Here is a 21,510-nt window from a genome sequence, read left to right as displayed (position 1 = left end):
GGCCCTGACCGCGGGTAGCGTGGGGATCGCACGCCCCGCGACCCCTTGTCGGAAGGACCCCATGAACGGCAACACGATCTCCGTCGAGCGTGTCATCGACGCCGAGCCCGGCCGCATCTTCGCGCTGCTCGCCGACGCATCGCAGCATTCGGTGTTCGATGGATCCGGCACGGTGCAGGGCACGCGCGGCAGCGCCAAGCCCCTCGAGCCGGGGTCCCGGTTCGGGATGTCGATGAAGTGGGGCGTCGCCTACTCGACGGTCAACACCGTGATCGAGTTCGAGCCGCAGCGGCGCATCGCCTGGCAGACCACCGGGTTCGGCGGACTCATCGGTGGGCGCATCTGGCGCTACGAGCTCGAGCCCGTCGAGGGCGGCACGCTGGTGCGCGAGACGTGGGACATCTCCGAGGACAAGCAGCGCTTCCTGCTCAAGCGCAGCTCCATTCCCGGCGTCACCGAGGCGAACATCACGAGGACCCTGGAGCGGCTGGCCGAGGCAGCTTCCCGCTAGGCCACCCTCGCCCCGTCAGGCTGACCGGGCGAGGTAGTCCGCGTAGGTTTCCTTTCCGGTCGCATTGGCCGGGCACAGGAGCTTGCCCTCGGTGATCGCGGCGCCGATCCTGCCCGGCACGGGCACCCCGACGATCTTCTTGCGGCGGCCCTGGGCCGCGAGGTACTGCTCAGCGAGCTGCTCGATCGTGGTCTCCTCGGGCCCGCCGATATCCTCGGCCCTGCCGTCCACCGGGTTCTCGGCGAGCTCCACGAGCCTGGCAGCGACCTCGCGCACCTCGATCGGCTGGATCCGCGCGCGCGGGACCATCAGTACCGGAAGGCGCTTCTGCGCGTTGAACAGCATGGTCGGCAGATCATGGAACTGGGTGGCCCGCAGGATGGTGTGCGGCAGCCGCGATCCCTCGATGAGCCGCTCGACGAGCACCTTGCGCTTGTAGTACGGCATCGGCACCTCATCGATCCCGACGATGGAGATGTAGATCAGCCGTGGCGTGCCCGCTTTCCGCGCTGCCTCGATCAAGCAGGTGGCCTGCTTGGCGTCAGTGGTGCCTTGCTTCGCCGTGGCGGAGGCGCAGTGGATGATCGTGTCCACCCCGGAGACCGCGGCATCGATGCCCTCTCCCGTCACGAGATCACCCAGCGCCCATTGCGCGCCTGCCGCGCGCTCGGGCCGGGCCTTGCGGCTGAGCGCGCGCACCTCGTGCCCGCGCGCGACGAGCTGATCGACGACCTGTGCCCCTAGTGTCCCGGTACCGCCCGTGACAAGGATCATGCTCTCTCCTTGGTGACCCGCTGCTGCTTCGCTCCGCTTCCTGCCGCTCATTGTGCATCAGCGGGCGCGGATGCGGGGGCCGGGCTGATCGTGCCGCGCCAAGTCGCCACCGGGAGGCGCGGTGGCTGGCACACTGGCTCCCGTGAGCCCCGGCGAGAGCGTGAGCAATGGCGGCATCGAGATCCGCGGCGGCACCGTCCTGACGATGGACGATGATGCCTCTGTCCTCGAGGACGCGACGATCCTGGTGCGCGACGGTCGCATCGCCGCGATCGGCAGCGAGCGCGACGGCCCGCTCGGGGCGAGCGATACGGTGATCGATGCCTCGGGCTGCGTGGTCCTGCCCGGGTTCGTCAATGCCCATACGCACCTCGCGATGACGTTGTTCCGCGGCCTCGCCGACGATGTGGACCTGCAGTCGTTCCTCGAGCGCGTCGTGGGCGAGGAATCCCGCACCCTCACTCCTGATCGGGTGCGGCGGGGCGTGGCCGATGCGTGCCGGGAATCCCTGCTCGCCGGAACCACCGATGCGCTCGACATGTACTGGTTCCCCGACAGCGCCATCAAGGCCGGCGTGGAGCTGGGTCTGCGCGTGCATACCGGCGAGGCGTTCGCGGGCTTTCCCACCCCGGAGCGGCGCTCGGTGGAGGAGAAGCTCGATGCGCTCACCGCGGCCGGGGAGCGGGTGCCCTGGTTGATGCCGCACAGCGTGTACGCCCTCGACGACGGGCAGCTGCGGCGCATCGCGGGGACTGCTGAGCAGCTCGGTTCGCGCATCCATGTCCACGCCGCGGAGAACACTGGGGAGCTCGAGCTGGTGCGCGAGCAGCATGGCGCCACCCCGATCGAGGTGCTTGCCCGCACGGGCCTGCTCACCTCGCGGACAGTGATCGCGCACGCCGTGCACTTGTCGACCACCGATATCGCACTGATCGCGGAGGCGGGGGCCACGGTGGCGCACTGCCCGTGGTCGAACCTGAAGCTGGCCTCGGGAGTCGCGCCCGTGCGCGCGCTCCTCGATGCGGGGGTGCGCGTGGCGCTGGGCACCGATGGCGCGGTGAGCAGCAACAGCCTGGACATGTGGAGCACGTTGCGGCTCGCTGCGGTGCTGCACAAGAACCGGGAGAACGATCCGGCCAGCCTCGGGGCGCGGGCCGTGCTGGCGATGGCTACCCGCCACGGGGCGGAGGCGCTGGGCATCCGGGGTGGCGGCGTGGTTGCCGAGGGCCATTCCGCGACGTTGCAGATCGTGGATCTCTCGGGGCCGCACCACGCGGGCCTGGGCGACGCGTGGTCGCAGCTGGTGTACTCGGCGCGGCCGGGCGATGTGCGCGATGTGATGGTCGATGGCGAGCTCGTGGTGCGGGAGCGGCTGCTCGCCCGCGAATAGCCTTCCTGCCCTCAGAGCAGGTGCTGGTGGTGGACGAGCGCGTCGAGGATGAGCAGCGCCCCCGCGACGATGAAGATGATCCGCACGGCTCGCGGGCCGTGGCGGGTGATGAAGCGCGCGACGGCGAGGTAGCGGCGCCGGGCCGCGGGCGTGGTGCGGGTGCCCATGACGAGCACGATGATCGGCGGGATGAGCGCCACGAGGCAGTAGAGGATCACGATGATCGGCCACCAGAGCGGCAGGGGCTGGTGGGCGGCGATCATGGCGAGGCCCGCGAGGTAGGGCACTGCGGTGGGGGCCTGCGCCAGGCCGATGGCCACGCCGATGGTGAGCAGCAGGGCGGGGCTGCGGCGGGCGCGGATCGCCCAGGATGGGGCGGGCCGGTCGGAGGCGGGGATCAGCGCGACGGCGATGAGGATCGCGCCGATGGCGAGCTCGGCCCAGTAGCGCAGCGTGGGTGTCATGGTGAGCCCGGCCCGGTCGGCGAGCGTGCTGAACCCGAGCACGGTGAGCAGGCCGAACGCGGTGGTCATGGTGAATACGCCGAGCAGGAAGCTGACGGCGCCGGGTATCGGGGACCGGCGGGCGAGCCGGGCGTCGTAGATGATCGCGGAGATCGCCCCGACGAGCAGGACATCGAGGGAGTCGAGCAGCGCGAACCCGGCGAGCGCGAGGATCAGCGGGGTCATCGCTGGGCCGGGTGGGGGTCGCGGATGCTCACCGGCCCAGCCTAGTCGGCGTGGTGGGGCGCTGGGCCGGGGTGGGTGTGCCTGGGTTGGTGTGGCGGACGGTTTCTCAGGGGTGGCGGGCGAGGTATCCGCCGCCGTGGGGGAACCGCTCGCGGCCGGTGAGCTCGGTGCCGTCGTCGAGGCGGACGCGGTCGATGACGAGGCCCTTGTTGCGGCCGGTCCACGGCTCGGGGCCGGTGACGATGACCATGCCGTCGCCCTCGTGGATGAAGATGCGACCGGGGGTGCCACCGTAGTGGCCGCTGGAGACGCGTGCCTCGATGATGCGCAGGCGCTGGCCCTTGTGGAAGGTGAAGGCGTTCGGGTAGGGGTCGGACTGGGCGCGGACGAGGCGCTCGAGGACCTCGGCGGGCCAGTTCCAGTCGATGCGGCTGTCCTCGATGGACCGCTTGTGGAAGAAGGTGGCCTGGGAGCGGTCCTGCGGGGTGTAGGTGGCGGTGCCGTTGTCGATGCGCTCGAGGGCGTCGAGGGTGATGGGGCCGATCATGTCGACGGTGCGGTGGAACAGGTCGGTGACGGTGTCGCGGGGCCCGACGGCGGTGGAGCGCTGCAGGACGATGGGGCCGGCGTCGAGCTCGTCGTCCATCATGTGCGCGGTGAGGCCGACTTCCGGCTCGCCGTTGATGACGGCCCAGATCAGCGGCGAGAAGCCGGTGTACTTGGGCAGCAGCGAGTCGTGGATGTTGAGGGTGCCGTGGCGGGGTGCGTTGAACACCTCGGGGGGCAACCAGGTGCGCCAGTTGTTGGCGACGATGATGTCGGGCTCAGCGGCGGCGAGGGCGTCGCGGAACGCTGCGTCGGGCTTGGTCGCGAGGTGGACCGGGATGCCGTTCTGGGTGGCGAGGTCGGCGACCGAGTCGGCCCACATGGTCTCGTAGATGTGGTCGGACTGGGGGTGGGTGATGGCGAGGACGACGTCGTGGTCGGACTTGATGAGGGCTTCGAGGGTCCGGTGCCCCCAGGTCTGGTATCCGAGCGTGGCGACGCGCACGTGTGTCTCCCCCTGGTCGTGGTTGGTCCGGTTCGCGGTGAGGCCCAGTTCGCGGTGGCTACTGGTGCCTGGCCCGATTGGGCACAGCCGGTTACAGAGCTTAGGCTAACCATTGCCTTTCGGGAAAGGCAATCCTGGCTGCCCCGCCGTCGCGGATTGCAGGGCCATGCCTTGGATAGCCTATCCTCAGTCGAGATTCTCTCGCGGTGGCCCCTCGCCTGGCCATCCGGCACGAGCACAGATAGGGACCGGAGCACAGATGTCATCCAGCGGCCACACCTCGCACCAGCCGAGCCTGCCCGTTCCTCTCGCCCCTCTTCCCCTCACTGCGGCGCAGCACGAGGTCTGGATCGCCGAGCAGCTCGACGACACCGCACCACCGGCCAACATCTGCACCGTCATCGAGCTGCCGGGTATCCCCGACCCTGAGGCCCTTGCTCGCGCCATCACTCGGGCCGTGGATGCCGCCGAGCCCCTGCACGTTCGCCTCGTGCTCACCGGTGGCCAGCCCGCGCAGGCCATCCACCGCTGGGACTGGCACGTCGAGACGATCGACCTGCGCGCGAGCACCGATCCGAACGGCGAAGCCCGCGCGCTCATCGACGACGACCTTGCCACCCCGCCCACCGACGATGCCCCCTTGTTCCGGCACGTCCTGCTGATGCTGCCCGATGACCGGCTGTGGTGGTACCAGCGCGCCCACCACAGCATCCTCGACGGCTACGGCGCGTTCCTCATCGTGAAGGAGACCGCGCGCCTGCACGCCGATCCCGGCCACGAGCCGCCCTCCTGGACGCTTTCCACCGTCGTTGATGCCGACACCAGCTACCAGCAGTCCCCCAGCGCGCAGCGAGACCGCGACTACTGGTCCGCTCGCGCGAAGCAGATGTCCGAGCCGCCCCAGATCCTCGGCGGGCACAGCACCAGCCACGGCTACAGCGAGCACATCCTCGAGCTCGGCGCGGCGGGGACCGCGCGCCTGCTCGATCGCGCCCAGCAGCTTGGCACCCGCCCGCAAGCGCTCGTACTCGCCGCACTGCTCGCCCACCTGCACGCGCTGACCGGCCGCGACGCGATCACCGTCTCCATGCCGTTCACCGCCCGGTTCGGCCGTGCGCTGCGATCCACCCCGTGCATGGCCACCAACATCCTGCCCGTCGAGTTCGCCCTCGACCCCGCTGCCACCATCACCGACGTGCTCGCCACCACCCAGGCCACCATCACCACGGTGCTGCGCCACTCCCGCTTCCGCGGCGAGCAGCTCCACCGGATCATCCGGGGCATTAGCCCCGACCGGCGCATCCATGGCCCCGGCATCAACATCATGATGTTCGACACCGATGTCGCATTCGGTGCCCAGCCCGGACGGCTCATCCACACCGTCAGCGGCGTCGTCCACGACCTCGAGCTCGTCGTTCTCGGCGGCACCCGCGCCGATCCGCTGCGCCTCGTCCTGCGGGGGCCCTCCGGCTCTGGGCCCGAGCTCGCCCTGCACGCAGATCGCCTGTCCACCAGTCTCGCCGCGATCCTTGACGATCCTGCCCGGCCCCTCGCTACCTTGCCGATCCTTCCCCCGGCCGAGCTCGCGGACCTCGAGCGGTTCGCCACCGGTCCCGCGCGGCCGCATCCGGTCACCACGCTGCCCCGGCTCGTGGCCGAGCAGGCCCGCCGCGCGCCCACCGCCACGGCCCTCGTCGCCACCACAATCTCGGGCACACCCATGCGCTATTCCTACGGCGACCTGATGGACCGCGCGCACCAGCTCGCCCACCAGCTCATCGCCGAGGGCGTGACCACTGAGACGCCGGTAGCGGTCTCGCTGCCCCGCTCTGCCGAGATGATCGTCGCGCTGCTCGGCATCACCGCCGCCGGCGGGATGTTCGTCCCCCTCGACCCGGCCTGGCCCGCGCAGCGCCGCGAGCAGGTCCTCGCCGCATCCGGCGCCAAGCTCGTCCTCGCCGCCCCCGGGCAGCAGGGCCTCCCCCTCGATCTCGACGACTGGGACTACCACCACCGGCCCACGAGCACCCCCGGCGCGCGGGTGCTGCCGGGCCAAGCGGCGTACATCATCTTCACCTCCGGCTCGACCGGCACCCCCAAGGGCGCGATCATCCGCCACGAGGCACTCTGCGAGCGGCTCGACTGGCAGGCCCGCGAGATCCTCGGCGGCTTCGGCCCCGGCGACGCGTCGCTGTTCAAGGCCCCGCTGGCATTCGACATCTCGCTCAACGAGATCTTCCTGCCCCTGGCCACCGGGGGCACTCTCGTCGTGGCCGAGCCCGGCGGGGAGCGCGATCCCGACTACCTGCTCGGCCTCATCGCGCGGGAGAACGTCACGTTCGTCTACCTCGTGTCCTCCATGCTCGACGTGCTGCTCGGCCTCGATGCCGGGCGGGGAGCCCTCGCCGGGCTCCAGCATGTGTGGTGCGGCGGCGAGGTGCTCACCCCATCGTTGTTCGCCCGGTTCCGCGAGCAGCTCGGCACCACGCTCTATCACGGCTACGGGCCTGCCGAGGCGACCATCGGCGTCTCCCACGTCATTTATCGCGACGCCGCCGAGCGCATCGCCACGAGCATCGGTCGACCGAACCCGAACACCGTGCTGCGGGTGCTCGACGAGCGCCTGCGCCCCGTGCCGCTCGGCATGCCCGGCGAGCTGTATGCCGCCGGGTTCCTGCTTGCGCGCGGCTATGCCAACGCGCCCGCGCAGACCGCGGCCCGCTTCATCGCCGACCCCTTCGGCGAGCCCGGCCAGCGCCTCTACCGCACGGGCGACCTCGCGCGCCTCGCCGCCACCGGCGAGCTGGAGTTCCTTGGCCGCGCCGACAACCAGGTCAAGATCCGGGGCATGCGCCTCGAGCTCGAGGATGTCGAAGCCGCGCTGGCCCGCCACGAGCAGGTGCGCCACAGCGCCGTAGTGATGCACCAGCGCGCCGGAAGCCCCACGAGCCTCGCCGCCTACGTCGTGCCCACCGCGCATGGCCTGGATGCCGATCAGGTGCAGCAGTGGGCGCACGAGAACCTGCCGGACTTCATGGTGCCAGCCTCGATCACCGTGCTCGACGCATTCCCCCTGACCGCGAACGGCAAGCTCGATCGCCGCGCTCTGCCCGAGCCGGTGCTCGAGCGCCCGGACCGCTCCGCCGTCGCCCGCGCGCCCCGCAGCGAGGCCGAGCAGCACTTGTGCGGCATCATCGCCGACATCCTCGGGCTGCCCGAAGTTGGCCCCGAGGAGGACTTCTTCCACCTCGGTGGCGATAGCATCGTCGCGATCCAGCTCGTGGGCCGGGCCCGCCAGCTCGGTCTTCGCTTCGGCGCGCGCGAGGTCTTTCGTGCCCGCACCGCCGCCGCGCTCGCCCGGATCTCCGAGCAAGCATCGAGCACTAGCACCCCTGTCGCGGACGAGCCCGCTGGCCGCATCCCGGAGACGCCCTTGATGGCGTGGCTGCGTCGATCCGGGGGGAGCATCGACGGCTTCACCCACACCGCTCGGGTACGCATGCCCGACGGCACCACCGCGACCGATCTCGACGATGCCCTGCGCCAGGTGATCGACCGCCATCCGATCCTCGCCGCGAGCCTCGTCCGAGAGGACCACGCCTGGTCCCTCGACGTGCCTGCGCCCGGAACGTCTCGTCCCGAGCAGGTACTCGTCACCGTCGGCACCGGTGATCCAGTAGCCGACCTCGACGTAGTCCGCGGGCGCATCGATGCCGATTCGGGCTCGACGGTCGCGGGGCTGCTCTCCGGGGCCGATCTGCTGCTGTGCATCCACCACCTCGTCATCGACGCGGTCTCCTGGCGCATCGTGCTGGAGGATCTCGCCGCCGCGCTGCACGACCAGCCACTGCCCGCGCCGACCACCTCGTTCCGCCGCTGGTCCACCGCGCTGCACGACGCGGTGCGCAGCAACCGGTTCGCCGCGGACGCCACCGCGTGGCTGGACGCGCTGTCCGGCCTCGAGGGCACAAGCGTCACCGCCTCACCGCTCGATCCGGCCCGCGACACCCTCGCCACCGCCACCACCCGTACCGTCACCATCCCCGCCGCCACAGCGCGCGCACTGATCGAGACCGGCCCTGCCACGCAGCGCTGCACCGCCCACGAAGCCGTCATCGCCACCGTGATCGAGGGGCTCGGCCAGTGGCGGCCCCGCGCCAGCAGGTTCCTGATCGACATCGAGAGCCACGGGCGCGACGAGTCCGCGCTCGAGCCCGCCAGCGAGGGCCTGGACCTCAGTCGCAGCGTCGGCTGGTTCACCGCGATCGCGCCCATCCTCGCTGATCGTGCCGCCACGGCCTCCGGTGCGCTCGCCACCGCCAAGCTCGCCACCCGCCGCCCGCCGGGCAGTGCCCTCGGCTACGCCGCGCTGCGCCACCTCTCCCCCGTGCTCGATTCCCCTGCGCTCGATTCCCTCGCGCTCCACGCCACCCCGCTCGCCCCGGTGCTGGTCAACTACCTCGGCAGCAACGGTGTGACCGACCAGCCAGGCGCGTGGACGCTCGCCGGCTTCCATGCCGACCGTGGCCCCACCATGCCGCTGCTCCATGCCGTCGAGATCGATATCGCACAGCGCGCCACCCCGGACGGGACCGTCCTCGAGGCACGCCTGACATTCGCCTCCCGGCTCATCGGGGCCGAGGACGCCGAGGCCCTGGCGACCGCACTCGCCGACGCTGCGGCCCGCATCGCTGGGCTCGCCGACCAGCAACGCTCGCTCGACCCTGCCGATGTCACTCTCACCGGGGTCTCCGGCACCGAGCTCGGCCAGCTCATCGACCGCGCGGGCGGCCTCGACGACATGCTGCCGCTCACTCCGCTGCAAGAGGGTATCCACGCCCAGTCCCGGCTCGCGCAGGAGCAGCACGGCACGGACCCGTACGTCGTGCAGCAGCGGCTCTTCCTCGACGGCGCCGTCGATCCCGATCGCCTGCGCGCCAGCCTCGAGCGCATGATCGCCCGGCGCCCCGCCCTGCGCGCGGCGATCGCCGAGCTCGACGACGGGCGGGCCGTGCAGGCCATCACCACACCGGGCCCCGTGGCGCTGCGAGTCATTGATGTGCGCGACGACGCGGACCTCGAGGCCGTCTGCGCGGCCGACCGGCTGCCGCTCGACCTGCACGAGGCGCCGCTGGTGCGGTTCACCCTGGCGCGCCGTCCGGATGGCACGAGCGTGCTCGTGCAGTCCATCCACCACCTGATCGCGGATGGCTGGTCGATCCCGCTGATGATCCAGGATCTGCTGGAGGGCCTCGGCGCCGAGCAGGGCGAGGCTCCCGCCCAGCACGCCGCGCGGGAGCTCGCCATCCTGCGCGAGCACCACCGATGGCTGGCCGAGCGCGATGCCGCCGCGGCCCGCGAGGCCTGGTCCGCCGCGCTCGCCGCGTTGCCCGACCAGCCTGATCTGCCCAACGATGCCACTGCGGCGGCCGGTTCGAGGACCATCGACCTCGGCACCGTGGCCACCGGCGATCTGCTCGCCACCGCGCGCCAGCATGGCCTGACGCTGAGCACGTTGCTGCATGCCGCCTGGGGCGTCGTGCTCGCCCGCGCCACCAGTAGCGCCGATCTGCTGCTCGCCACCACCGTCTCCGGGCGCGCGATCCCCGAGCTGCCCGGGCTCGCCACCGTCGCGGGGCTGTTCATCAACACCGTGCCCGCGCGCGTCACCATCGCGCCCGGCGAGCCGATCATCGAGCTCGCCGCGCGGGTGCAGCAGGAGCAGTCGGCACTGCTCGACCACCATCACGTCGGTGTGACCGGATTGCGCGGCATCGTGCCGGAAACCGGGCCGCTGTCGCTGGTGGTGGTGGAGAACTATCCGCTCGGCGACGGGCCCATCACCGATCCGACGGGCACGGTGCGCATCACCGGCATCCGGGTCGACGAGCAGCCCGCCTACCCCCTGACGCTCATCGCGATGCCCGGCGAGTCACTATCGCTGGAGATCAAGTCGCAGGCCGGGATCGATCCGATGCTGCGGGATGCTGCCGCCACCAGTCTCGCCACCGTCCTCGGGGCGCTCGCGCGCGATCCCCGCACCCCTGTGGAGGCCATCGCGCTGGCCGGGGACCGGCAAGGTCCCGCCGCTGTGGAGCTCGCTCCCCGCACGCTGGCCGGGATGATCGAGGAGGCATTGCAGCGCTGCTCCTCCCGCGATGCGGTCCTCGATGACAGAACCACTCTCACCTTCGCCGAGCTCGACGCGCGCACCGTCGCTCTCGCCCACCGCCTCGCAGCGCGGGGCGCGGGTCCGGGATCGATCGTCGCGATCCACGTGCCCCGCTCGGTGGAGCTGCTCGTCGCGCTCGTCGCGGTGATCCGCTGCGGCGCCGCATACCTGCCGCTCGACACTGACTACCCGGCGCAGCGGCTGTCGATGATGCTCGACGACGCCCGCCCCGCCGCGCTGCTCGTGACGACCGGCAGCGAGGATCCCGGCGCGATAGTTGCCGCGGCCGCCGGGCTGGGGATCCCTGTCCTGGCCACAAGCGATGCCGCCGCCGGGACGCCTGAGCGCCTACCGCTGCCCGTCCCTCGCCCCGCGGACGCCGCCTACCTGCTCTACACCTCCGGCTCCACCGGCCGGCCCAAGGGCGTGCTGGTGCCCCAGGAGGCCATCGCCAACCGCCTGCACTGGATGCAGCACGAGTACCGGCTCGACGCCACCGACACCGTGGTGCAGAAGACCCCCGCGAGCTTCGATGTGTCGGTGTGGGAGTTCTTCCTGCCGCTGATCGCCGGCGCGCGCCTAGTGATGGCCCGCCCCGGCGGCCACCGCGACCCGGACTACCTCGCCCGCCTCATCGCCGGCGAGAACGTCACGATCGCGCATTTCGTCCCCACCATGCTCGAGGTGTTCCTCGGCTACCTCGATACCGCCGGTCCTGGCGCGGCTGCCTCGGTGGCGCGCTCGCTGCGCGTGCTGGTGTGCAGCGGCGAGGCCCTGCCGCCCGTGGTCGCTGCCAGCGTGGGCTCGCGACTGCCCGGCGTGCGGCTCGACAATCTCTATGGCCCCACCGAGGCCGCGGTGGACGTGACGTTCGCCCCGCGCGTCGAGACCTCCACGGACCAGGCCTTGCCCGCGGACATCCCGCTCGGCGGCGCGGTATGGAACACCGGGCTGCACGTGCTCGACGGGTTCCTGCGGCCCGTGCCCGAAGGCGTGGAGGGCGAGCTGTACCTCACCGGGATCCAGCTCGCGCGCGGCTACCACCAGCGGCCCGCGCTCTCGGCGGAGCGCTTCGTCGCCGACCCGGCCTCGACCTCGGGCGCGCGCATGTACCGCACCGGTGATCGCGCGGTATGGCGCGGGGGCGTGCTGCACTACCGGGGACGCGCGGATGGCCAGGTGAAGATCCGTGGCCAGCGCATCGAGCTCGGCGAGATCGCCGCCGCAGCGCGGGAGGTGCCCGGTGTTGCCCAGGCTGCCGCGATCGTTGATGGCTCCGCGGCCCGCGTCCTGCTGTACGTCGTGGCTGCTGATGATTCTCGCGACAGCCTCGCCGATGCGGTGCGCGACGCTCTCGCCGATCGTCTCACCGAGGCGATGCGGCCCGCCGCGATCATCGTGCTCGATGCGATGCCGGTCTCCCCGAGCGGCAAGCTCGACCATCGCGCCCTCCCGGCTCCCGCTGAAGCCGCAGCGCGCCAGGTAGCGGAGGATCGCGCCACCACCCCGGCCGGCGATGCCACTGCGTTCGCGGCGCTCATGGCCACAGTTCTCGCCACGGGCACGGTCGGGATCGATGAGGACTTCTTCACCCTCGGTGGCGACAGCATCCTCGCGATCCGGCTGGTCAATGCCGCCCGCCGGGCAGGCTGGGCGATCACCCCTGCCCAAGTGTTCGAGCATCGGACTGCCGCGCGCATCGTGGCGACGGCCCTGCCGTCCCGCGAGCAAGCCCCCCGCGCCCCTGAGCAGCACGTCGACGCCCTTGGCAGCTTTCCAGCCCTGCCTGTCGCGCAGCACCTCGCGCAGTGGGGCGGCAGCATCCGCCGATTCAGCCAGGCCGCGCTGGTCAACCTGCCCGCCGGGATCACCGCCGAGGCAGTCACGGATGCGCTGCAAATCGTGATCGACCACCACGACGCGCTGCGCCAGCGCCTGAGCATCCACGCGCCCGGCGTGTGGGAGCTGACCATCGACGGGCCGGGCTCCGTGCAGGCCGCCGATCATGTGCGCACCGCCTCCTGGCCCGATGTGCCAGGCGAGCGCGAGGCGATTGTTGCTGCCGAGTCCGATGCGGCCACCGGGCGGCTCGACCCCGAGCAGGGCGGCATGATCGAGTCCGTCGTGCTCCAGCCAGCCGATCCCGACAACGCTGGCATAGGGCGCTTGCTCATCGTCGCCCACCATCTCGCCGTGGACGGGGTGTCCTGGCCGATCCTGCTCGAGGACCTCGCCACCGCGTTGCACGGGCACACCGAGCTGCCCGCCGCCACCACCAGCCTCAAGCAGTTCGCCACCGCGCTCGCCGCGGGCACTTCCTCCTGGCTCGATGAGCTCGACCACTGGCGCGCCACCACCGCGCCAGGCGCGGGCCTGCTCGACCACGAAGCGCGGGGCCAGGCCGGGGACAGCGCCAGCACCATGATCCGCCTGGACCAGGAGCACGCATCCCGCTTGCACCAGCACGCCTCGCGCGTCGCGGGCACCACGATCACCGAGACGATCGTCGCCGCCGTCTCCCTCGCCGCGCACCGCTGGCGCGCCACCACCGAGCCGGGCACGGCCCGCGATGTGCTCATCGACCTCGAGCGGCACGGCCGCGACGTCCTCGACCACCTCGTCCCCGGGGTGGATGCCTCCCGCACGGTCGGCTGGTTCACGGCCGTCACGCCTGTCCGGGTCCCGCCCGCCACGACCGCGACCGGGATCCTGCTCGCGGCGAAGGACACGATGCGACGCCCGCGCTCCGGCGGCGCCGGGCATGGCGTGCTGCGCTACCTCGACGCCCGCACCGCGCCACTCCTCGCCACCGGCGCGAACGCCCAGGTGCTGGTGAACTACCTGGGCACCCTGCCCGCGCCGTCCACCGAGCCGTGGCAGCCTGCCCCCGAGACCGCCGCGCTGCGCAACACGCCCGACGCTGACCTCGCGGGCCCGTACGCAGTGATCATCAATGCCTGGACAGAGCAGGATGCCGAGGGCGGCTCAGCGCTGGTCGCGCACCTGTCCTGGCCCACCACTGTCCTCGACGCCGCAGCTGCGGAAAAGTTCGCCGACGCAGTGCGCGGCGCCCTGGTCGAGATTGCCGATACCGGGGCCGCGCATTCCGGCGCACCGCTGCTCGCACCGATCGATGTGCCACTGCTCGACCTCGATCAGCAGCGCATCGCCGCCATCGAGTGTCGGCATGGCCGGGGCGTGGAGGCACTGTGGCCGCTCTCCCCGTTGCAGGAGGGCCTGCACTTCCAGGCCGAGATCGCCGAGCAGGACATCTACACCGCGCAGTTCCACCTCGACTTCCACGAGCGCCTCGATCTTGATGCGCTCGCCACCGCGGTCACCGAGCTGCAGAGCCGCCACCCGACCCTGCGCGCCGGGTTCGTCCGCGACGGCGAGGAGGTGATCCAGCTAGTCTCCGCGGACCCGCGCGTGCCGATGATCGAGCACGACCTGCGCGCCACAACTGCCGAGGATGCCGCCGCGCGGGCCGAGCAGATCGCTGCGGAGGACCGGGCCACGCCCTTTGACCTGACCGAGCCGCCGCTGTGGCGGCTGACCGTGGTTCGGCTGCCCGAGGTGGACCGGCTCATCGTCAACCGGGAGTTCCTGCTGTGGGACGGCTGGTCCAACGGCATCGTCGTGACCGATCTGCTCGCGCTCTACCAGGCAGCGTTCGCCGGGCAGGGCTTCGCGTCCCTGCCGCCGCGCGCGGGACGCTTCGTGGACTACCTGGAGTGGGTCGCGGGCCGCGACGAGCCAGCCGCGCTGCGCTTCTGGCACGACTACCTCGCGGGCATCGACGAGCCGTCGCTGATCGCGGGGACGCAAGCCATAGGGGCACGCCAAGAGCTCGGGCTGCCCGAGCGCTGCGACCTCGTCCTCGACGAGCACCGCACCAGCGCGCTGGTCGCGCGCGCCGCGAACCTCGGGGTCACGCTGAATACGCTGCTCACCGCAGCGCTCGCGCTCGTGATCGGCGAGAACCTAGGACGGGCCGATGTGGTGCTCGGCGCGACCACCGCGGGCCGCCCTCCCGAGGTCGATGGCCTCGATGGGGTGGTCGGCATGTTCCTCAACACCGTGCCGGTGCGCGCCCAGCTCGACGCGGGCATGGCGATCGCCGAGCTGCTCGCACGGTTGCAGTCCGAGCGCCTCGCGATGTCCGAGCACGAGCACGTGGGCCTTGCTGCGATCCAGCGGGAGAGCACCCACCGAGCCCTGTTCGATGTGCTGCTCGTGGTGCAGAACTTCGTCGATGATCGATCCCGTGCCGCGCTGCACGAGGCGCACGGCATCACAGGCGAGGACAGCATCGACCACACCCACTATCCCCTCACCGTGGTGGCCACCCCGGGCGAGCGGCTGCGCATCAAGGCCGAGCATCACCCGGCGCTCGTCCCCGGCTCGACCGCGCGGGATCTGCTCGCCCGCCTTGATGCGGTGCTGCACGCGCTGGAGTCCGCACCGAGCGACACTCTGCTCGCCCGGCTAGCGCCTCCCGAGCCGCAGCCGGTGCAAGGCGAGGCCGGGGAGGTGCCCGATATGACGATCGCGGAGATGCTCGCCGAGACCGCGCGCCAGCACCCCCGCCGCACCGCCCTGATCGCCCGCACCGAGCACGGCGACGACGTTGTGCTGGATTACGCGACTCTCGATGCCCGCATCAACCAGCTCGCCCGCCGCCTGCTGGCGCTCGGCGCCGCGCCCGAGCGCACCATCGCGCTCGGTCTGCCCCGCACGCCGGAGATGGTGATCGCGCTGTTCGCGGTGCTGCGGACGGGAGCGGCCTATGTGCCGCTCGAGCTCGACCAGCCCGTGGCACGGCTCGAGGCGATCCTCGACGATGCCCGCCCCGCGGTGCTGCTCACCACGTCCTCGACCGGTTTACGCTGCCCCGGCGGGACCACGGTGCTGCTCGACGAGCCCACCGAGCGAGCCGTCATCGCTGGCCTGCCCGATGGACCGCTCACCGATGCGGAGCTGGGCCGATTCGCCCCCGGAACGCCGGGCCGCCTCGGCCATCCCGCCTACCTGATCTACACCTCCGGCTCCACGGGAAAGCCCAAGGGCGTCATCACCCCGCACGCGGGGCTGACGAACATGCAGCTCAACCACCGCACGGAGATCTTCGAGCCCGTCATGGCGGCCCACCCGGGTGTCCTGCGCATCGCGCACACCGTGTCGTTCGCGTTCGACATGTCGTGGGAGGAACTGCTGTGGCTCGTCGAGGGCCACGAGGTGCATGTGTGCGACGAGGACCTGCGCCGCGACGCCCACGCCTTGACCGACTACATCGCTAGCGAGCGCATCGACGTCATCAACGTCACCCCCACCTACGCCGAGCATCTGCTCGACGCCGGGCTGCTCGAGGGCGACCACGTGCCGGGGCTGGTGCTGCTCGGCGGCGAGGCCGTGTCCACGACCGTGTGGGATCGCCTGCGCGAGCATCCCGGAACGCTTGGCTACAACCTGTACGGGCCTACCGAGTACACCATCAACACCCTCGGGGGTGGCACCGACGGTTCTGCCACCCCGACTGTGGGCGCGCCCATCCGCGCCACCACGGCCTGGATCCTCGACCCGTGGCTGCGCACCGTGCCGCCCGGCACCCCCGGTGAGCTCTACATCGAGGGAGCCGGGCTCGCGCGTGGCTACCTCGGCCGGGCCGCGCAGACCGCCGACCGGTTCGTCGCCTGCCCGTGGGGCAACACGGGGGCGCGCATGTACCGCACCGGGGACCTGGTGCGCCAGCGCGAGGACGGCCTGCTCGATTACCTCGGCCGCACCGATGACCAGGTGAAGATCCGTGGCCATCGCGTCGAGCCACAGGAGATCGCCACCGCGCTGCTCGGGGTGCCCGGCGTGCATCGCGCGGCGGTCGTGCCGATGGATGTGGCGGGTTCGCGCCAGCTCGTGGGCTATGCCATCGCCGAGGAGGGCTGGGATGTCGATCCCGTGGCCGCGCGGGATCGCTTGCGCGCCATCCTGCCCGGCTACATGGTCCCGGCCGCGATCATGCTGGTCGATGACCTACCCATGACCGTCAACGGCAAGCTCGACGCGCGGGCCCTTCCCCGGCCTGATCTCGGAGCGGCCGCCACCGGCGCCGTGGCCACCACCCTGTGGCAACGACGCCTCGCGGAGCTCTATGCCACCATCCTCGGGCTCGGATCCGCGCCCGGCATCGAGGCGGACTTCTTCGATCTCGGGGGCCATTCGCTGCTCGCCACCACCCTCGTCAGCCGCCTGCGCGGCGAGGGCGCGAGCCTGTCGCTGCGCGATGTCTTCGATGCGCCCACCATCGCGGCGCTCGCGACGCGCCTCGAAGCGCACGAGAGCACTGGCAGCGCGGCCCGGCCCGTGCTCGCTGCCCGCCAGCGCCCCGAAGCCGTGCCCGCCTCGGCGGCGCAGCGGCGGCTCTGGCTGCTCCAGCAGATCGACCCCGCATCCGCGGCCTACAACTATCCACTCGTGCTGCGCGCCACCGGCAGCACCCTCGACGCCGAGGTCCTCGGCAGCGCGCTGGCCGACGTGGCCGAGCGCCACGAGATCCTGCGCACCGTCATCGACGAGGCCGACGGCACCATCGTGCAGCGCATCCTCCCCGCCGAGGAGGCCCGTGCGCGGGCCAGCGCCATCAAGATGATCGCCTGCGCCACGGCCGAGGAAGCGATGACCCACGCGCGCACCGCGATCGAGACACCCTTCGATCTCGCGAGCGACCTGCCCGTGCGCGGCAGCGTCGTGCAGTGCAGGAACGAGTCGCTGCTCGTGATCGTGCTGCATCACATCGCCACCGATGAATGGTCGGACCGGCCGTTCCTGCGCGATCTGCTGACGGCCTACGCGGCACGGCTGGACGGCGCGGCCCCCGCCTGGGAGCCGCTACCGGTGCAGCATGCCGATGTGACGCTCTGGCAGGCGGAGCTGCTCGGCGATCGCATGAGCACGGACAGCCTTGCCGCGGAGCAGCTCGACCATTGGGCTGCTGTGCTCGACGGCATTCCCGATGAGCTGGTGCTGCCGGCGGATCGCGCACGGCCCGCGGTGCCGAGCTTCACCGGCGGCATCATCGACCGTGCCCTGGATCCCACTACTGACGCGTCCCTGCGACGCCTCGCCCGCGACCGGCAAGCCAGTGCCTTCATGGTCGTGCACGCGCTCACCGCAGCGCTGCTGCATCGCCTCGGCGCGGGGAGCGACATCGTGCTGGGTGCCCCGATCGCCGGGCGCGATGAGGAAGCCATGGCCGACCTGGTCGGGTTCTTCGTCAACACCGTGGTGCTGCGCACCCGGGTCGAGGGCGCCGATACTGTCGCGGAACTGATCGACCTGGCCCGCGAGACCGATGTGGCCGCGTTCGCCCACGCCGATGTGCCGTTCGACTGGGTCGTCGAGCGCATCGCGCCCGCGCGGTCCCTCGCGCTGAATCCGCTGTTCCAGGTGATGGTGGCGTATCACGCACAACCTCCGGCGTGGACGGTGCCAGGGATCGAGCCGGTCCGTGCCAGCGAGACCGCCGCGAAGTTCGACCTGGTCTTCAACTTCACCGACACCCCCGAGGGGCTCGAGCTGCGGCTGGAGTATTCGGCGGACCTGTTCGACCACGACACCGCCAGCATGCTCGCCGACCGGATGACACACCTGATCGACCAAGCTGTCCGCCACCCGGGCACACCGATCGCTGATCTCGATGTGCTGGTCATCGGCGAGCGCTCGCGCGTGCTGCACGCGTTCAACGACACTGCGGTCGAGGTCGCGGACCGCACCCTGGCGGAGATGGCGTGGGATGCTGCCCGCGCCAACCCGGACGGTGTCGCGGTGCGTGATGGCTCGACGGTGCTCACCCACGCCGGGCTGGCGCGGGATGCCGCAGAGGTCGCCGCCGCGCTCGCCGCGCTCGGGGTGCGTCCCGGTGATGTGGTGGGCCTGGCGATGGGCCGCTCGGCGGCGCTGATCACTACGATCGTCGCGACGCACGCGCTTGGTGCGGCCTACATGCCGATGGACCTCGCGCATCCCACCGAGCGGCTCGGTCACATGATCGCCGACGCTCGGCCCGTCCTCGTCGTGCACCAGCCCGGCGATGCGGCCGCCGTCACCGACGTCGTGCAGCACGCATGTGACGTTCCGGCCCAGCTGGTCGATTGGACGCGGATCGCCCCCGCCGGCACAGCCGAGGACGGCACGCTTCCCGCGATGCCTGCCCCGCAGCACCTCGACGCGCCCGCGTATGTCATCTACACATCCGGGTCCACCGGTAAGCCCAAGGGCGTGGTCTCCACCCACGAGGGGCTCGCGAGCTTGCTGGCGACCGCCACCGAGCGGATGCGCCTCGAGCCTGGCTCGCGCGTCCTAGCATTCGCCTCGCCCGGCTTCGATGTGGCCGTGTTCGAGGCATGCATGGCACTGGGCTCGGCCTCCGAGCTGGTGATCTGCCCCGATGACGCGCGCACGGCCGGACCGGAGCTGACGGATTTCCTTGCCGCGCATCGCATCACCCATGCGATCCTGCCGCCGTCGCTGGTCGCGGCGCTGCCCGCGGGATGCGAGCTGCCGGAGGGCTGCACGGTGCTCGTGGGCACCGAGGTGGTGCCGCCGAAGGTCATCGAGCGCTTCGCTCGCCGGGCCAACCTCCTCGTCGCCTATGGGGTGACCGAGGCGACGGTCAACAACACGCTCTGGCAGGTCGATCCCGGCTTCGATCCGCGCGCCACCGGCCAGCAGCGCCTGCCCATCGGCATTCCTGATCCGAACGAATCGATCCTCGTCCTTGATGAGCTGCTGCGCCCCGTGCCGATCGGGGTGGCCGGGGATCTCTACATCGCCGGGCGCGGGCTCGCCCAGGGCTATCTCGGCAAGCCCGGCGTGACGGCGGGCCGGTTCGTGGCCTGCCCGTGGGCCGAAGCGGGGGCACGCATGTATCGCAGTGGCGACCGCGCCCGCTGGCTGCGCGACGGCACCATCGACTTCCTGGGGCGCTCGGACGATCAGATCAAGGTGCGCGGGTTCCGCATCGAGCCGGGCGAGATCGTTGCCGCGCTCGCCACGCACCCCGGCATCGCGCAGGCCGCGGTGATCGCCGATGGCGATGGCGCAGCGACCCGGCTGGTGGGCTACGTGGCCGCCGAGCCTGGCCTCGCCAGCCCGCCCGACGCCCGTGACGTGCGCGCCACGGTGGCGCGCCTGGTGCCCGACTACATGGTGCCCGCGGTGATCATGCTGCTCGACGGACCCCTGCCGCTGACTCCCAACGGCAAGCTCGACCGGGCGGCGCTGCCCGCCCCGGACTGGGAGCAGCTCGCCACCGGCGCGGAGCCCGAGGGCGAGACCGAGCAGCTGATCGCGACGGAGATGGCCGACGTGCTGGGCCTGCCTCGCGTGGGTCGGACTGATCGCTTCCTGGATCTCGGTGGTCATTCGATGGCCGCGATGCAGCTCGTGGGGCGGCTGCGCGCCGTGCTCGGCACGCGGCTGCAGGTCCGTGATGTTCTCGAGGACGGCACGGTCGCCGCGCTCGCCGAGCGTGCAGGCATGGCCGCGCCGGATGATTCCGTGCGCCTCGTCGCGGAATACGTTGACGGGCAGTCGTATCCAGTGGCCGGAGTGCAGCGCCTGCACGTGCGGCAGTGGCAGCGGGGTCAGGCCGGGGGCCGGGATACAAGCCGTCATGCGTTGTCGTTCTGGCCCGCCGAGCCTCTCGACGCAGTGGCTCTCGAACAAGCCGTGCGGGATCTGGCCGATCGGCATGTGCCCCTGCGCAGCATTCTCGACGCCCCGGCCAGATCATGGATTCCCGGCACCTATCCGACGACGACCACGGAGCAGGCCGCCGATGCTGGTCGCCGCGCGTTCGAGCTGGCGCAGCAACCGTTCGACCTGCACCGCGAGCCACCTCTTCGGGTGCACCTGCTCGATCAGCCGGACGGGCGGCAGGCGCTGCTGCTGGTGATGCACTACACGGGCATCGATGAATGGTCGGTGGTGCCTCTCGTGCGGGACCTGCTCATCGCGTACTCGGCGCGATCGACCGGGCAGGAGCCTGCCTGGGAGCCGTTGCCGGTGGCGTATCCGGACTTCGTGTCCTGGACCGAGCAGCTCGCGGGCGGGGTGCGGGAGCGCGAGCACGAGTTCTGGAGGTCCGCGCTGGATCCTGCGATGTCGCTACCCAGCACGGGCGCGGGCGAGCAATCGGTGGTGGTGGCACGCACGATCGCCGAGGACGACCGGCTCGCGCTCGATCGACAGGTCCGGGCCAGCGGCAGCAGCGTGTTCGGGCTCGTGCACGATGCTCTTGCCACCGAGCTTCCCGCGGGCACCCCGATGGGGGCGATCGTCGCCGGACGCGAGGAGCCCCGGCTCGAGCCTGCGGTGGGCTGCGTGTTCAACGTCATCCGCCTCGACGGAGCTGCCGGGGCGGGCGTGCTCGATCGCGTAGCGCACGCCACGCTCGGCTACGCGGAGCAGATGGACGCGCTCGGCGAGGATGGTGCTCGATGGCCATCGGTGCTGCTGATGCATCATCAGCGTGCCGCGCTCGATGCGGAGGTCGAGGCGCTGGGGCAGTTCCTGCCGATCCCGGTGGGTGAGCCGCGCACGGGCCTCGTCGCGAGCATCTACGAGACCCCTCCTGGCGAGCCGATCACGCTCATCCTGGCGGCTGATACAGCGGAGGCAGACGAGGCGGGCGCGGCAGCGCTGGCCGACGGGGTCGTCCGGAGGCTGGGCGCGAGCGGTTGACAGCGCGCGGTGGGCTGACTGCGGTGGGCTGGCTGCGGTGGCAAACGCACCGGAAACTCGTGAACGCGATAGAAATCGACCTGGGATCCCGGCGGTTTCTATCGCGTTTGCAGCGGGTGAGGCACCAGCGGACCGGGGCGGACGGGGGGCGCGAGCGAGCAGGGCTAGGCCAAGCTAGCCAAT

Annotated in this window: 6 protein-coding genes; 3 read left to right on the top strand and 3 right to left on the bottom strand. The window is 71.3% G+C overall.

Annotated features, from left to right (window positions below):
- The first annotated feature begins 61 nt into the window (after positions 1-61).
- A complete protein-coding gene (locus FXO18_RS01510; RefSeq protein ID WP_149359302.1) occupies positions 62-511 on the top strand; it encodes an SRPBCC family protein in 450 nt (149 codons plus the stop codon).
- Positions 512-526: 15 nt separating this feature from the next.
- Here FXO18_RS01510 and FXO18_RS01505 read toward each other — a convergent pair whose 3' ends face one another.
- Entirely contained in the window at positions 527-1,285 is a 759-nt protein-coding gene (locus tag FXO18_RS01505) for an SDR family oxidoreductase (protein ID WP_149359301.1), read from the bottom strand.
- 142 nt (positions 1,286-1,427) lie between these two features.
- On the opposite strand from FXO18_RS01505, the gene FXO18_RS01500 reads away from it, so the two are divergent.
- Positions 1,428-2,675: an amidohydrolase gene (locus tag FXO18_RS01500; protein WP_223114422.1), complete on the top strand. Its 1,248-nt coding sequence runs from the start codon at positions 1,428-1,430 to the stop codon at positions 2,673-2,675.
- Between the two features lie 11 nt (positions 2,676-2,686).
- Here FXO18_RS01500 and FXO18_RS01495 read toward each other — a convergent pair whose 3' ends face one another.
- Together FXO18_RS01495 and FXO18_RS01490 are read right to left on the bottom strand one after the other, a co-directional pair.
- A complete protein-coding gene (locus FXO18_RS01495) occupies positions 2,687-3,364 on the bottom strand; it encodes a GAP family protein (protein WP_149359300.1) in 678 nt (225 codons plus the stop codon).
- Positions 3,365-3,470: 106 nt separating this feature from the next.
- Entirely contained in the window at positions 3,471-4,415 is a 945-nt protein-coding gene (locus FXO18_RS01490; protein WP_149359299.1) for a methionyl-tRNA formyltransferase, read from the bottom strand.
- Positions 4,416-4,674: 259 nt separating this feature from the next.
- Between FXO18_RS01490 and FXO18_RS01485 the strand changes: the two genes are divergently transcribed.
- Positions 4,675-21,327 carry a non-ribosomal peptide synthetase gene (locus FXO18_RS01485; protein WP_187774128.1) on the top strand — a complete coding sequence of 5,551 codons (16,653 nt, stop codon included), beginning with the start codon at positions 4,675-4,677 and terminating at the stop codon, positions 21,325-21,327.
- Positions 21,328-21,510 lie beyond the last annotated feature (183 nt).

The sequence above is a fragment of the Lolliginicoccus suaedae genome (assembly GCF_008312885.1).
GTDB lineage: Bacteria > Actinomycetota > Actinomycetes > Mycobacteriales > Mycobacteriaceae > Lolliginicoccus > Lolliginicoccus suaedae.
Note: the sequence above shows the minus strand (reverse complement) of the source record. Positions and strands in the feature narration are given on the sequence as shown.